This window comes from Photobacterium carnosum (assembly GCF_021236965.1).
GTDB classification, from domain to species: Bacteria; Pseudomonadota; Gammaproteobacteria; order Enterobacterales; family Vibrionaceae; genus Photobacterium; species Photobacterium carnosum.
Map to the genome: position 1 here is coordinate 73,326 of NZ_WMDN01000006.1, position 14,683 is coordinate 88,008.

General features: G+C 34.3%; 15 protein-coding genes. 8 read left to right on the forward strand and 7 right to left on the reverse strand.

The genetic code is table 11. The annotated features are described in order from the left end of the window. Positions 1 to 121: 121 nt before the first annotated feature. The 3 genes from GLP24_RS08055 to GLP24_RS08065 form a co-directional block, all read right to left on the reverse strand. The gene (locus GLP24_RS08055; protein ID WP_232615835.1) at positions 122 to 601 is read right to left on the reverse strand and encodes a hypothetical protein; all 480 of its coding nucleotides are present in this window, start codon (positions 599 to 601) and stop codon (positions 122 to 124) included. 157 nt (positions 602 to 758) lie between these two features. Further along, positions 759 to 1,445, reverse strand: coding sequence for a VC0807 family protein (locus tag GLP24_RS08060; protein ID WP_232615836.1), 687 nt, complete (start codon positions 1,443 to 1,445; stop codon positions 759 to 761). Positions 1,446 to 1,647: 202 nt separating this feature from the next. Beyond that, complete coding sequence (locus GLP24_RS08065; protein WP_232615837.1) at positions 1,648 to 2,412, reverse strand: hypothetical protein; 765 nt, start codon at positions 2,410 to 2,412, stop codon at positions 1,648 to 1,650. A gap of 557 nt (positions 2,413 to 2,969) precedes the next feature. Here GLP24_RS08065 and nagA point away from each other — a divergent pair. Continuing rightward, positions 2,970 to 4,103 (forward strand): N-acetylglucosamine-6-phosphate deacetylase, encoded by a 1,134-nt coding sequence (nagA, locus tag GLP24_RS08070; RefSeq protein ID WP_232575769.1) that lies wholly within the window; start codon positions 2,970 to 2,972, stop codon positions 4,101 to 4,103. Between the two features lie 89 nt (positions 4,104 to 4,192). Here the strand turns inward: nagA and GLP24_RS08075 are convergent, their stop codons facing one another. Then, positions 4,193 to 4,615 (reverse strand): NADH:ubiquinone oxidoreductase, encoded by a 423-nt coding sequence (locus GLP24_RS08075; protein WP_232597960.1) that lies wholly within the window; start codon positions 4,613 to 4,615, stop codon positions 4,193 to 4,195. Between the two features lie 881 nt (positions 4,616 to 5,496). Between GLP24_RS08075 and GLP24_RS08080 the strand changes: the two genes are divergently transcribed. The 4 genes from GLP24_RS08080 to GLP24_RS08095 all read left to right on the forward strand — a co-directional run bounded on the left by GLP24_RS08080 (position 5,497) and on the right by GLP24_RS08095 (position 8,813). Then, on the forward strand, positions 5,497 to 6,132 hold the full coding sequence (locus tag GLP24_RS08080) for a hypothetical protein (protein WP_232597961.1): 636 nt from the start codon (positions 5,497 to 5,499) through the stop codon (positions 6,130 to 6,132). A 224-nt stretch (positions 6,133 to 6,356) separates the two neighbouring features. Further along, a complete protein-coding gene (locus tag GLP24_RS08085) occupies positions 6,357 to 7,274 on the forward strand; it encodes a DUF368 domain-containing protein (RefSeq protein ID WP_101767759.1) in 918 nt (305 codons plus the stop codon). A gap of 225 nt (positions 7,275 to 7,499) precedes the next feature. Next, positions 7,500 to 8,093, forward strand: coding sequence for an SCO family protein (locus GLP24_RS08090; protein WP_152653514.1), 594 nt, complete (start codon positions 7,500 to 7,502; stop codon positions 8,091 to 8,093). 456 nt (positions 8,094 to 8,549) lie between these two features. Next, positions 8,550 to 8,813 carry an Lpp/OprI family alanine-zipper lipoprotein gene (locus GLP24_RS08095; RefSeq protein WP_101767757.1) on the forward strand — a complete coding sequence of 88 codons (264 nt, stop codon included), beginning with the start codon at positions 8,550 to 8,552 and terminating at the stop codon, positions 8,811 to 8,813. 243 nt (positions 8,814 to 9,056) lie between these two features. Here the strand turns inward: GLP24_RS08095 and GLP24_RS08100 are convergent, their stop codons facing one another. The 3 genes from GLP24_RS08100 to GLP24_RS08110 form a co-directional block, all read right to left on the reverse strand. Further along, on the reverse strand, positions 9,057 to 9,962 hold the full coding sequence (locus GLP24_RS08100) for a L,D-transpeptidase family protein (protein ID WP_101767756.1): 906 nt from the start codon (positions 9,960 to 9,962) through the stop codon (positions 9,057 to 9,059). Positions 9,963 to 10,254: 292 nt separating this feature from the next. Beyond that, positions 10,255 to 11,388: an acyl-CoA desaturase gene (locus tag GLP24_RS08105; RefSeq protein ID WP_232615838.1), complete on the reverse strand. Its 1,134-nt coding sequence runs from the start codon at positions 11,386 to 11,388 to the stop codon at positions 10,255 to 10,257. Positions 11,389 to 11,480: 92 nt separating this feature from the next. Beyond that, positions 11,481 to 11,963: a hypothetical protein gene (locus GLP24_RS08110; RefSeq protein ID WP_101767754.1), complete on the reverse strand. Its 483-nt coding sequence runs from the start codon at positions 11,961 to 11,963 to the stop codon at positions 11,481 to 11,483. Between the two features lie 144 nt (positions 11,964 to 12,107). Here GLP24_RS08110 and msrP point away from each other — a divergent pair, with 144 nt between their 5' ends. The 3 genes from msrP (at position 12,108) to GLP24_RS08125 (ending at position 14,589) form a co-directional block, all read left to right on the forward strand. Next, positions 12,108 to 13,121, forward strand: a complete 1,014-nt coding sequence (gene msrP, locus GLP24_RS08115) for a protein-methionine-sulfoxide reductase catalytic subunit MsrP (protein WP_221943270.1) — start codon at positions 12,108 to 12,110, stop codon at positions 13,119 to 13,121. Next, positions 13,121 to 13,792, forward strand: a complete 672-nt coding sequence (gene msrQ / locus GLP24_RS08120; RefSeq protein ID WP_232604386.1) for a protein-methionine-sulfoxide reductase heme-binding subunit MsrQ — start codon at positions 13,121 to 13,123, stop codon at positions 13,790 to 13,792. The genes msrP and msrQ overlap by 1 nt, the downstream gene beginning before the upstream one ends. A gap of 296 nt (positions 13,793 to 14,088) precedes the next feature. Continuing rightward, positions 14,089 to 14,589, forward strand: coding sequence for an MATE family efflux transporter (locus tag GLP24_RS08125; RefSeq protein WP_232604385.1), 501 nt, complete (start codon positions 14,089 to 14,091; stop codon positions 14,587 to 14,589). Positions 14,590 to 14,683 lie beyond the last annotated feature (94 nt).

A 14,683-nucleotide genomic window follows, 5' to 3' on the forward strand; every position in this document is an offset into this window, starting at 1 on the left:
AATATAGCACTTAATACAAATTACGCCTTATTATCAAATATCAACAATAATGAGGTATTTAAAAAAGATTAAGCCTTTATTAATCAATATATTAATTAAAAAACAAATACACTTTATTTTATTATTCTTGACGAATTAACTCTAAACGCTCTACATCCGTATAAAAGGTAACCATTTTTATTCGACTTATAGCATATTCAAAACTACTTTTCTGACACATAAAAGGCGGTGATGTAGCGATCCAATCTCGAGGGTGTTGTACAACGTTATTGTTATATTTCCGTTCTAATTCGTTACAATTGGCATACCGTAGACAAGCATCATACCGTTCCTCTTTTAAGGTTAACCAATGAGCCTCAAATTGATATAACGCATTATGTAGCTCATTCATATTATCATTGGTAATCTCTCCCTGAAGAGCATTAACTTGCTGTAATTGCGAATCAATAAATGAATTAAAATAATCTTTAACTTGAGGAGCTAAATAAGCGCCACAATGACCATTATGGTGAATTCGAGTGTGTTGATTTAGTTCTGCCACGTCAGCTGATGAGCATGCAATAACTAGAAATAATGTACAGAGTAACGAGAATGGCTTCATATTACCCTCTCAAGATAAGTATTAATCTCAGTATGGCGTACTCATTGTAGCGCTGCTTTAATTATATAAAAGATCTTATAATTAAGAATTATAGGCATAAAAAAACCAGTAATGTAAGTAACATTACTGGTTATCTTTTGTTTTAACACATGAAAATTTATTGTATTTTAAATATCTGTACCGTTTCGAGTTTGGTCATCTTTCGAATTTGACGCCACACAAAATAGAATATCCCTATCATCATCAACATTGATGGAATAGCAATGACGGGATAACTTAATAATGTCATTCGACCAAGCTCTTCATTAAACGCCTCAGTGCCAGCAGGACTCGTTACAATAACCGTTGCTAAAACATAATTCATAACCGATGAAAAAACGAAGGTACTTGCAAACAAATAATTAGATTGAATTAAACAACGATCAAACGCTTTCTGCTGGTTAAATTCCATCAATTTTTGCTTAATTAAACCTAGATTTAAAATACTCTCATTAAAAATCATTTTAGTTACAATAGGATATTTAGTGAATGTTGAGCCAATAACGACGACTCCAATAATACCTGGAATCAAAGCCTCTTTAACCGCAAGCCATTGAGTATCAAGTTTTAATATGCCAATACCACCAGTAAGTAACACACTCACAATACCGAGTATTGCTATAAAATTAAATTTCTTATTTTTTAATAATTCATAACCACCGAATGCAATAGGAAAAGCTAAAGCAACCAATAGAGCACCAACTGAACCTAGACGATCATCACTGCTCATTTTCATTAAAATGATTGATGGTACAACAACATTAAAAATAATTTCATTCAACGGATTTGTTTTCTTTTCAGCCATAATTCCTAATAATTTCCTTTATTCATAATTATGCCACTTTACATTTATCACAAGAGCTAGATCTCGTAATACTGTACAACTTGCTCTAAAATTATTGTTAATATTATAGTAACTTTAGTTAAAGCTGACAGATCTACTATTTCTTTATTTTAATTGTTTCGTTTCTTATCATTTCTGTAAAGAACAATATCGTTACAAACCATTAAAAACTACCATTAACAGCTAAGCTTGCAATGATTGCTAACGTACACGCACAAGCTAACATCGCTAACACAGGTTTAGTTTTAGTTAACAACGACATTAACCACAAGCCTGTTGCGATTAACAAACACCCCACACTAACAATACGCCAGATAAAAGGTAATAAAATATCATGCTGAGTTTGTTCGATAAGCATTGCTAAATCTAAACATGCAACAATAAAAACAATAACACCAATAAATGCACCAAATAAAGGTAATGCCACATTAAGAGGATCAATTTTATGCTGTGCTTTTACTAACATCGTATGTGCTAATAGACTTCCGCCGAAACCAACACTAAAGATAATCGTCATCATATTACCAAGATGGCCATTGTTAGCACTAAAGCTTAAAATATCAATAACGTAAGCAATACTCCACAACAGCATAATACAAATAATTAACTTTCGTGACCCGTCTTTCCCAATAAGTCGATTTTCACACAAACTATAAATTAACGTTAATGCAATAAAGACTAATACAAACATAACTGCACTAGAATTTGTAACATTAATGCTAAATTGTACTGCCATCAAAGTAGCTTCACGAATTAACAACGAAGCAATTAATAACCAACTGATTAACGGTAATATTTTCATTACACGATCATGCTGTCCAAAACATAATTTTCCCGATAACATTACACCACCAATAATGATAAATGCACCTATCGAGAATTGTTCTAACACTTCAGACAGTAATATTGACCAATCATTCCACTGCATTTTAACTCCTAATACAGCCTTACTTAGACATAAGACGTTGACGAATATAGCCAACTTTATATGTCGTCCGTATTTTTAATAGATGGCTATTTTGCCTAATTGTATGAATGAGTGCAAAAGGCTTTGATACAAAAAGACAAATTTACGTATCAAAATAATTACTACAGGTATTAATCAGAGCCATACAACAAAATACAACCATCTTTTTACCTGCAAAGCATATTCAACAATTTTTTTCCCGCAAAGTATTCTTCATTTCAGGATCAAATTTACTTTTGTATGATATAAATATAAAAAAAGATAATAATCATACAATTTTTAGCATTTAATCAGATAAAAGATTGACGAAAGATGATTGAAACAGGTATCTTATTTTTTATAGTGAAATAAGATTCAACACACCGTATTAAATCTTATTCCAAACCAATTATTCGGTGCTCTATCTATCATTAACATAGTGTTGTTCTCATATGAATGAAGCCCACTAGATATAGAGTAAAATCGCCATTTTGCCTGTTAATTTATCATCAGGCTACAGAGTTAAAGTGAGTAATCAGATGTTTGCAATTATTAACACCAACGTATTTGATGGTAAAACTATTCAAGAAAACCAAGCCATCTTTATTGAAAACGATCTTATTTCACGTATTGTTCCTATGTCTGCAGTCTCTACAGATGAGTTACCACAAGAAACATTTGATGCTCAAGGCTTATTGGCATCACCTGGCTTTATTGATGTACAACTAAATGGTTGTGGTGGTGTATTACTTAATACTGCTATCTGTAAAGAAACACTTGAGACAATGAATCAAGCAAACTTAAAAGGTGGTACTACACAGTTTCTACCTACATTCATTACCAGCGATGCTGAGTCAATGGTTGAAGTGCTTGATATGGTTGGAGCAATGGATGATCGCTTACAAAAAGGCGTGTTAGGTTTACACCTTGAAGGTCCTTTCATCAGTACTGAAAAGAAAGGCGCACACCGTGAAGAATTCATCCGTGAATTAGACATTAACACAGCTAAATACCTCGCTGATAACGCAGATAAAATTTGCGTATTAACGGTAGCACCTGAAAACACATCACAAGAAGTTATTGATATTGTTCGTAATTCAGGAATCACCGTATCACTAGGTCATACTAATGCAACTTACGAGCAAGTAGATGAGAAAGAAGGCCTAACCATGGCTACTCACCTTTATAATGCCATGACACCACTTGGCTCTCGTGAACCAGGTGTTGTGGGTTACATCTTCGATAAAAAACCACATGCAGGTATTATTGTTGACGGTATCCATGCTTCTTACCCATCAGTACGTATTGCTCATGAAATGCTGGGCGAACAACTGTTTATGGTAACAGATGCCGTTGCTCCAGCGGGTACTGACATGACTGAATTTGATATGGCAGGTTTACAAGCTTACGTAACTAACGGCAAGTGTCATTACAAAGACGGCACTATCGCAGGTTCAGCAGTAACCATGGAACAAGGCTTAAATAACCTGATTGACCATGTTGGTCTTTCTCGTGAAGAAGCTTTACGTATGGCAACATTATATCCTGCGAAAGCAATCAAAGTTGATAATGAATATGGTCTACTAAAAGCAGGCTACAAAGCGAATATCACATTGCTTTCTGATAATAACGAAGTGAAACATGTTTACCAAATGGGTAAAAAAGCATTCTAATTTAAGCTAATACCTTAAAAGTAATGAAAAAGTAAAAGGCTGCCATTCAATAAATGGCAGCCTTTTTTAATGCGTTTTCTTAATGATGATTAAATCTGCGGTGTTGTTGTCGTTGGGGCTATCAATGTTGCAGTACGCTTTATTGGTGTCGCAGAAACCACTGTATTACGTTTTTCTGCAACAGACATTTGATATTCTCGTAATTTGAAATAACCATAACTAACAACGATCGAGAAGAACAAATATGACAATGAGAAGATAAATGGTGAACTGATCAAGTTAGTTTTAATGACCAAAACCACTCCTGTAACAGTGATCCCTAATTTAGCTATCATCGCAACAAGTAACATCAATAATGCAAGTTGTGGATAACGTGTTGCACGAAAAGCTAACCAATATGCAGTTCCTATCGCGACAGCTGCAATACCAAAACCAGCCATAAACGAATGAAAATGTTCGCCTGATAGTATGCCAGCAACGATGGATAACAATATAATCATTCCAAATATCATATATCCTCACTTATAATATCCACAAAAAACCTCGGTGTAGTCTCTGAACGTATTTTCTCACCTAAAGATCAACTTGTATATATGAATTAAAAGATTTCATTTATAACAAGAAAAAACAATTATTCATAACAATCTACATAACCGATTGTTACTAAATAAGTATAGTCAAAGAAAATAATAACAAGATAATTAATAGCATCCACATCGATTATCTGTAAAAAGAATATTTATAGATATTAACCCTACAAAAAACATTAAAATCAGTTATTTACATCAACAACTATCGTAAATAACCCTAATAATCCAAATTTAATAGGGAATAATGTATTGGATTTTTTATAGTATTTAAAAATAAACCGTAAAAACTGCTATCAGTCTGACTTCATAACAGCTTCAATAATTAATGGATAACAATAAGCATAAATAGACTAACAGCAAACATTATGGCACTGACAGTCAATAATAATTCAAAGAGATGTTTAGGCATATCACACCACTGCCAAGGTTACAACGTAACATATTGCAATTAATAAACACCAACAGCTTCTATTACAAGTGTAGGCATTAACCCTTTGTTTCTATAACAATAGTATAATTATAAATACTAAATATTAGCTGAACAACTTATTGCTGAATGTTAAAAACAATATAGATTTAAATTCAATAGGTTAATTATTCCTTCAGTGAAGATTGCGAGTCGTCGCTTATTATTGCTGCTCTATCAACACTTTTAATCACGTTACTCTTTGAAAACCATCACAGATAAAAATAATAAAGTTGTCATTTATAACTATAATTCAGATACTTAATAATTACTTACCTATATCCTTAGTATTTATATGCGCTTATTTTTTCCTGTTTGTTTTTTATTTTATTGCACTATGAGTTTACTAACAGCATTAGTTATCGCTTCACCAATAAAATCAATTATCAAATTATCGCCACTTCCTATAACACAACATAACGTTGAGTTACCATTAAATGAATATCATGCACTAGAAATCTTAGCCTTGAGAAAAGTGAGTAGCAGTCAAGTCCCTCTCCCTTATGATATGCCACAAAATACTCAATCATTATTACCAATAGATACTGATACCGTTATTGATATTAATCACAACAAGATAAGAGATGACTATGAGCGACTATTGCTAACGCAATATCAACGACCTGAATATGTTGCGATGGGCATTCTCGCCGCTGCACATTGGGATCGACTAGTAGCCACTCATACTCAAAATGATCGAGTCCCATCAATAACAGCATTGACATTAATAACTAACAATATAGCCATTAACCAATGTTATTATTCGTTGCAGCAAATAGACAACACATTAATATCACCTATATTAAACTATTTTAATACAGAACAACGTCTTGCAATAAAAGACCAAGCTGAAGAAAAACTCTTAGCTATTATTGCTTTATCGCCTTTCACTATCATATTTGATCCTCAACCTTGCCAGCGATTTACACTATTAGCAGAATCAATGCTACAAACAACATTCATTTCATTATAACAGCAGTGATGTCTCTACTTATATTTGACTCATTTGCTAAATTGACATAAATACCACATGACAATTAATATCCTATGTCATCATAATAAATTCAACAATATCCATTGAGGGTATATTATTTCACATATTAACAAATACTATATTTATGATTTAATAGTGGTTTTTAGTCGTTCACTGTATAATGCTTGACCTAAATTATTCAGTCATCACAGTTACGGAATCTAATGAGTAAAATATCAACCTTTTTAAAAGGCATGGCCATGGGGGCAGCAGATGTTGTTCCTGGCGTGTCTGGCGGTACTATCGCATTCATCACCGGCATTTACGATACGTTGCTTGAAAGTATTCGTCGTATCAATCCCAGTCTAATAAAAATAATCCGTAACGGTGGCATTAAAGCCGCATTTGAACACGTTAATGGAACTTTCTTACTTTGTTTATTTGGTGGTATTTTAACGAGTATCTTTACGTTTGCGAAAGTGATCACTTGGATGCTTCATACTCATCCAATTCCATTGTGGTCATTTTTCTTTGGCTTAATTATTATTTCCGTTATTCACATGCTTAAACAAGTAGATAAATGGAATGTTAATCGTTTTATTGCCATTATTCTTGGTGTTACTTTTGCTTATGGCATCACTGTTTTACATCCGGTAGCGATGGATCCAACACCATTAAATATCTTTATTGCTGGTGCCATTGCTATCTGTGCAATGATCTTACCTGGAATCTCAGGTAGTTTTATTTTATTACTACTTGGCATGTATGGTCCCATTCTAGCCGCCGCAAAATCAGTTGATGTATTCACACTTGGTTTGTTTGCTGTTGGCTGTGTTGCTGGTCTGTTGACGTTCTCTCATGTACTGTCGTGGATATTACGTAATTACCGTGATCTTGCTCTAACACTGCTAACAGGCTTAATGATTGGTACTTTAGGTAAGATTTGGCCTTGGAAAGAAGTTCTTACATGGCGTATAAATTCACATGGTGAGCAAGTGCCACTGCTTGAGCATAATTTATCACCGTTTAATTATGAAAATATAACGGGTCACCCGGCTCTACTGGGTTACGCTATCGCTGCCATGATTTTAGGTCTTGCCGTTGTTTGGGGGCTTGAAAAATACGCTGTACGTAATGATTAATCGTCAGTAGCCAAAAACGTTGAAAAGTAGCCTCCGTGGCTACTTTTTTTATTCTTTGCATCTATCCATGCCGCCGCTTAATTTAAACACCTATAAAGGTGTATAGTTTTACTTGACCACTACACACATCACAAAAAATCACTCTGCACCTACCTTTTATAAACATCTCTATTCATAATTCATTTATTCCGTATAGATTATTTGGAAACATTTAAGGATGAATGAATGAAATACCAATGGTTAATTCTTGCTTTGGCTTTAGTTGCTGGACTGTTTGCCCGTCACATGATGGACAGTAACGATCCAACGGTTGCGAATGAACCTTACTACCCAATGAATTATTTAGAGTCGGGGACTGAGGTCATCGACTTATTCGACCCTGAAGATCAGCGTATTCGTTTAGTCTATTTTGGTTACACACAATGCCCTGATATCTGTCCAACATCGCTAGCTGTATTATCAGCGGCTTTAAAAGCAATTCCTCAACAACAACGTGATAACTTATGGCCAATTTTTATTAGTCTTGATCCAACTCGTGATACAGCAGATAAAACTGCACAATATGCTGCTTATTTTGATACCACTATTACAGGTGCAACAGGAACAGAAGAACAAATTAAAGCTTTAGCTGACACATACGGTGTTCTTTATATTAAAAATAAATTAGATAATTCTGAAATAAAATACGTCCTTGATCACAATTCTTATTTTTATTTTTTAAAACCATCTGGTGAGTTAATTAAAAAACTGCCTCACATGGCAAATCCAACACAATTAATCACAATGATTCCAATAATAACATCATCAATAAGTAAATAATTAATGATGAAAAAGAACGAACATATGGATACTTGTACCAAACCTGATTCACATTCATTGTGTTTTATACTGAATAATCTATTTTTTAAATAACATAATATAAATAACATCTCTTTTCATTATCGCTTTTTTGCTTATTTTTTAATCTATTATGTTATTTATTTGAGTGTTGGCAAAATTTTACATTATCCTGACTTTCACTCTTATTAAAAACGAGAAATTACTTGTAAGTCCTTATATTAAGCGGAGTTATGCGTAAGTTAATTTAAATAGAAATGCAAAAAAATGGTTAAATATGTGTTTTTTTTATTCAAAAATGAGAGATGTATCGGATTTTTTTTTCTTAGCTTAAAAAAATTAATGAGCAATTATAATAAGTTATGCCATAATGAATTTGCCAACTCAAACTTTATTCAACAGTTGTAGTGGCTAAATCAATATGGAGATTATATAAAAATGAAACGTACTGTATCTATCTTAGCTGGTGTTTTACTAAGTGCTTCACTTGTAGGTTGTTCTAGCTCTGATGAAGTAAGTCAAATGCAGCAACTAACTAACAAAGTTGACACACTTTCTACTCAAGTTAGTGCTCTACAAGGTCAACAAGACCAAATCGTAGGCGCAGTAAATGATTCTCGTGCAGCATCTGACGCAGCATACCAAGAAGCAATGCGTGCTAATAAGCGTATTGATAACATTGCTGGTTCATACACTAAGTAATTAATACTTAAGTTGTAGAATACCTAAAGAGATGGCTTCGCCGTCTCTTTTTATTTACAAGTATATTATAAAAAATCAAACATAGAATACCTAACATACTCTTTCAAATAAAATTTCACCATATATCACAATAATAACATTCACTATAAACATATATTTGTATACGATTGTTATCAGGCTTACATTCATCTAAACAAAAAAAAACGAGATAATAATATCTCGTTTCTATAGGTTAACTATTTATTACGATTTTAAAATAATAGGAAGACCAGATTGTTTATCTAATTCAGAATATAATCGTTGTTTCGCTTTCGTATCACCTTCAACATCTTTTAATAATACTTCTGGTGCATCAACACTTTTCTTAACCCCAATTTGAGATTCATCTTTTGATAATGGCGAATGGACTTCTACAATCAATTCACCATCAGGATCTTGTGATATCTTGACTGGTTGATTAATAATCTGAACTTGAGTGCCCAAGGCTACATGTGGGAACAACCACTCAACATCCCACGGGTTCATTCGAATACAACCCCCACTAACGCGCATTCCAATACCAAAATCTTTATTGGTACCATGAATAAGATATTCACCATGACCATAAGCCAATCGCATTTTATAATCACCTAGAGGGTTATCAGGTCCAGCAGGTACAACTGCGGGTAAGATATCCCCTTTAGCTGCATGCTCTTTACGAATAGATGCCGGTGGAGTCCACGTTGGGTTTTTTACTTTTTCACTAATAGATGTCGTCATATTAGGTGTTTCACGACCTACTCGACCAATGCCGATAGGAAAAACATAGACAATAGATGCATCATTTTTAGGGAAATAGTAAAGACGTAATTCAGCCAGATTAACGACAATGCCTTTATGAGCCACGTCGGGTAAGACAACTTGAGTCGGTATTTGTAATAGTTTTCCTGGTTGCGGTAAAAAAGGATCAACACCTTTATTTGCCGCCATCATTCCAAGAAAACCCACATTATATTTATTAGCTATATCAGCAAGGCTATCACCCTGCTTTACTTCATAATATTCTGTTGTACCAACGATATTACTACCATCGGTAGGTAGTTTATATTCAATTGCATGCGCTGCGGATGAGGCTAAACATGTGAGTGACAAAAGTAATGCGCGGTACACGACAATATCTCCAGTTAAGATCTTACAAACATTCAATCATGGATGTAAAACGCTATAATTAATTGTGCACATAATAACTATATCGAATTATTACATGTGCTTTTAAGCTTTAGTGCCATACTACTTGATATTATTTTAATCTACTAGTTTATCGGTAACTGTAAATCTACAATAATATTGATGACGATATGCCAAGATAAGAGCATGGTAACGCTATATGATTATAACTGTTAATAAAAAAAAACGGTTAAATCTTGGTAAGATCTAACCGCTCAATAACAAGATTTAAATCTTAAGCAGTATATTGTTGGACTAAATACTTCCAGTCGCGTCGTTGTTGTTGTAATTTTTGCTGAATAAATTCATATTGTTGCATAAATTCAAAGTTTTCATAATTATTAGCTAATTTCTTTTTCTGTAAATCTATTAGTCGTTTATTTATTTGATAATATTCAGAAATTTTACTAATTAACGCCTCATATTCATATTGTAATTGTTGTAAGCGAACACTATTATTAGGCAATGATTTTAATTTATCTTGTAACCGCTTAAATTCCATTTTTGTGCGTGTTTTTTCAATCCGATCCGCCGGTGTTACTTTCAAATTTGTCGTCCACCCAAACCATGAACATACTTTGATCAACCACTTAGTGGGATCGAATTGCCACCAGCAAATACCATTTCGATAATCGTTTTCAAAAATATGATGATAATTATGATAACCCTCACCAAATGTTAGCCATGCAATAACACCGTTATCACGCGCACTATTTCTATCTGTATAAGGCTGAGAACCCCATTTATGTGCTAATGAATTAATAAAAAAAGTAGTATGGTGACTCAAGACTAATCGTAATATACCTATAAACAACAGCGCTCCCCATAAGTCACCTAACAACACCCCAATCACAACAGGGATGCCAATATTCATAATAACTGCTAATAATAAATAATACTTATGTTGCCAAACAACGATGGGATCTTGCTGTAAATCGGCACAATTTGAATAATCATGATAACAACTGGCTTGATATTCTCGTAGCATCCAACCTATATGGCTATAAAACAACCCCATTTTAGCTGAGTATGGGTCTTTGTCGTTATTATCCACATGGCGATGATGTACTCGATGATCAGAACACCAATGTAGAATACTATTTTGCAATGCAAATGCCCCACCAAGGGCAAATATCACTCGCAAAAAACGATTTGCTTGATAACTTTGATGTGCCCATAAACGATGATAACCGGCGGTAATTGACATTCCACAACAACAAAATGCCACAATAGCTATCACAACGAGCGTAAGATCGAGCTCATAAAAATAAAGATATAGCGGAACACCAATAACTGCGATTACAAATGTTAGTGTAAATAGAACTACATTTAACCAAATAATGGGTGGTTTTTGCTGTTGAGGTATCATCCTTTTTCACCTTATTTTCAGCGTACACATGTAAGCAACATTATACTTACCACTTAGCTGATTCAACTAACCAACACGATTAAGCGTTATTGTTACATCAATAGTGTGATTCCAACCACATCAAAACGAGCATTTATGCAACAATAACGAGCATCTGTGGCTTGATAATAGCCAATAGGCATTGCCTCTTTTAATCCCGCTTTCACTAACGCATCATATTCTTCTCGCGTCATGATCACATATTCAAGATGCTCATCAATAATCATCTTAATATTTTCAATCGTTGCCTCATCATCACGAACGAGTGTTTTCAAATGACCCATGATTACCGATAATGGCAACATCATCTCTCTAACAAGCAATTTTCGTTCCTGAATCTTATGGGCTGCTATTGTTCGCTTACCAACATTAAATATCTGTATCCAATCGGGCTTTCCTTGTTTAGTCACTAATCCGTGCTGATAGCAATAATATGACTCTAAAAACGTGCGTAAATGGCTATACCGTTCAGCATAAACTTCTAAATAAATATGCTGCAACTCAAGGCTGGCATTAAAGTTATTGATCTCATTCATTAATATTCCTTTTTATTTGCTTATTCTTATCATTATTTTTCAAAACAATAATAAAAACCGACTATTTTTGAAATTTTTATTATTCGGTTACGGTCTACTTAAATAGCAATGATTATCATTTTAAACATCACTTATAGGTAACTTATGCACATAAAAACACGTCCTCGCTGGGCATTAACAGAAAACCAAGTGACACCAGAAGATATATACCATCAACGTCGTTCTATTTTGAAAAAATTAGGTATTGCAGCGGTTGGATTACCATTGTCAACCAATGCTCACGCAGGATTATTTGATTTTATCTCATCTTCAGAAGAGCCTGCAATTGATCATCGTCGACAATTAGCAGGAACAACCTCGTCATTATCCAATGCGGCATTGTCACTAACACCAGAGGATAAAATTCTTCATTATAATAATTTTTATGAATTTGGTACTGATAAATCATCCCCCGCTGTGCGTGCAGAAAAATTCATCACTGATCCATGGAAAGTCACAATTGATGGGATGGTAAATAAACCATTCACACTCGATTATGATGATTTGTTTAACCAGTTTACCTTGGAAGAACGTATCTACCGCTTACGCTGTGTTGAAGCATGGTCAATGAATATTCCGTGGATAGGTTTTAGCTTACGCGACATCATTAAAAAAGCCGATCCACAACAACGAGCAAAATACGTCGCCTTTGAAACCCTATACGATCCTAAACAAATGCCAGGGCAAGCATCATCACGACTTGGTGGTGGCATTGAATATCCTTATGTTGAAGGCTTGCGTATTGATGAAGCCATGCACCCACTGACAATGATCTCTGTCGGCTTATATGGCAAAACATTAGCCCCACAAAATGGAGCACCATTGCGACTCGTTGTGCCATGGAAGTATGGTTTTAAAAGTATAAAATCTATTGTGCGCATTCACCTTACCGATCAACAACCACCAACAACGTGGAATCGTTTAGCGGCCAGTGAATATGGATTTTATGCCAATGTTAACCCTGAGGTTGATCACCCACGTTGGAGCCAAGCCAGTGAACGTTTTATCGGTAAAGGCAATGTCTTTAGCAGTCAACGCCAACCCACATTAATGTTTAACGGTTATGCTGAAGAAGTGGCATCGTTATATAAAGGCATGGATCTAACAAGGAATTATTAATGCTCACTCATTATGTTCAAAAATACCGCCTTACACCGGCTCGAATTTTAATGATAAAAATCACCATTCATGCAGTATCATTATTTTTTGTCGCAATATTGGTTAATAACACTCTTAACGGTGGCTTTGGTGCGGATCCGATTAAAGGAATTGAACATTTCACGGGCAAAGCGGCATTAAATACTTTAATCCTTACCTTATTGTTATCACCATTAGCAAAAAAATATAAACAAGGAGGCTTAATTCGTCTAAGACGCTTATTAGGCGTATACAGCTTCTTTTGGGTAGCGCTTCATCTTAGTGCTTATCTTGCCTTAGATCTGAATTTTGATTGGTCTTTATTGGGCAGCGAGATAATAAAACGTCCATATCTTGCCATTGGTGCTATTAGTTGGATTATCTTATTATTATTAACACTTACTTCAACACAATCAATGCAGCGGCGCTTAGGCAAGCATTGGCAACAACTGCATAATTGGGTGTATCTCGCTTTACTATTAAGTCCGATTCACTATTACTGGTCCGTAAAATCAGGATTGATTGAGCCGACAATTTACTTATTCATTTGTGCATTGCTACTGTATTGCCGTAAACAAAAAATCATGAAATGGTTTACACAAATAAATCACTTCTGGAAAACTAAATCTGTATCTAAAACATCAAACAACTAACTATTTAATCATCAAATCCCAACAAGGTGTTATTTACTCTCCATTTGGGATTTGAATAATAGCTAATAATATCAAAATCACATGATCCCTGCGCCATAAATACAGTTAGTTGGATTGACTCACTCTATGAAGCCACAGACAATACCAACATTTTTTTACATTTAGTGCTGCGGTTCACATGGAAGCAATCCAATGACAAGATCAATACTCCAACCATTATCCTTACGTGATGATTCAATCTTTCGGCTTTTTTTTCGCTATACCTTACCCACCATCGTAGCCATGCGGTTAACGTATTGATTCTACATAGCAAAGCATTTTTCTATTTGATATTTGAAGGTATAGCTTTAGGTACTCAACCCCTTATAAGCTTTAATACAGGAGCCGGTCTTAAAGAGCGTGTCACTAAATTTCGTAAACTCGCGTTTATAATTACATTATTGATTGCAGTAATTAGCGTCATAACCTTATATAGCATTCCTGAAATAATCGTCTATATGTTTGCTGGAGATAACCGAGCATTACAACCTGAAGCAATTAAGGGAATATCATTATATTTCTGGGGATTACCTTTTGAAGGTTTGTTACTAGTGGGAGCAACTTACTTTCAAGCAATTAATATGCCCAAAGAAGCCTCGCTACTCACTGGAGGTAAACTTCTTTTAATATCTATCGCTATTTTTGTACTTGCATATAGCATTGGGGGAAATGGTGTCTGGCTTGCATTACCGATCTGTAGTGCTGCACTAACCTTATGGATGATCTTTAGGTTAAGAATGCTATCAATAACTAATTAAATAAACAATTTTTAAACAAAAACCAATATGCATAAAATACATCAATTAAATGAAAATCATTCATTTTACTCATATTAATATTTATCTTAATATG

Excerpts from the sequence above, each read along its gene's own strand:
- GLP24_RS08055 (WP_232615835.1), bottom strand. The coding sequence starts at position 601 with ATGAAGCCATTCTCGTTACTCTGTACATTATTTCTAGTTATTGCATGC.
- GLP24_RS08060 (WP_232615836.1), bottom strand. The coding sequence starts at position 1,445 with ATGGCTGAAAAGAAAACAAATCCGTTGAATGAAATTATTTTTAATGTT.
- GLP24_RS08065 (WP_232615837.1), bottom strand. The coding sequence starts at position 2,412 with ATGCAGTGGAATGATTGGTCAATATTACTGTCTGAAGTGTTAGAACAA.
- nagA (WP_232575769.1), top strand. The coding sequence starts at position 2,970 with ATGTTTGCAATTATTAACACCAACGTATTTGATGGTAAAACTATTCAA.
- GLP24_RS08075 (WP_232597960.1), bottom strand. The coding sequence starts at position 4,615 with ATGATATTTGGAATGATTATATTGTTATCCATCGTTGCTGGCATACTA.
- GLP24_RS08080 (WP_232597961.1), top strand. The coding sequence starts at position 5,497 with ATGAGTTTACTAACAGCATTAGTTATCGCTTCACCAATAAAATCAATT.
- GLP24_RS08085 (WP_101767759.1), top strand. The coding sequence starts at position 6,357 with ATGAGTAAAATATCAACCTTTTTAAAAGGCATGGCCATGGGGGCAGCA.
- GLP24_RS08090 (WP_152653514.1), top strand. The coding sequence starts at position 7,500 with ATGAAATACCAATGGTTAATTCTTGCTTTGGCTTTAGTTGCTGGACTG.
- GLP24_RS08095 (WP_101767757.1), top strand. The coding sequence starts at position 8,550 with ATGAAACGTACTGTATCTATCTTAGCTGGTGTTTTACTAAGTGCTTCA.
- GLP24_RS08105 (WP_232615838.1), bottom strand. The coding sequence starts at position 11,388 with ATGATACCTCAACAGCAAAAACCACCCATTATTTGGTTAAATGTAGTT.
- GLP24_RS08110 (WP_101767754.1), bottom strand. The coding sequence starts at position 11,963 with ATGAATGAGATCAATAACTTTAATGCCAGCCTTGAGTTGCAGCATATT.
- msrP (WP_221943270.1), top strand. The coding sequence starts at position 12,108 with ATGCACATAAAAACACGTCCTCGCTGGGCATTAACAGAAAACCAAGTG.
- msrQ (WP_232604386.1), top strand. The coding sequence starts at position 13,121 with ATGCTCACTCATTATGTTCAAAAATACCGCCTTACACCGGCTCGAATT.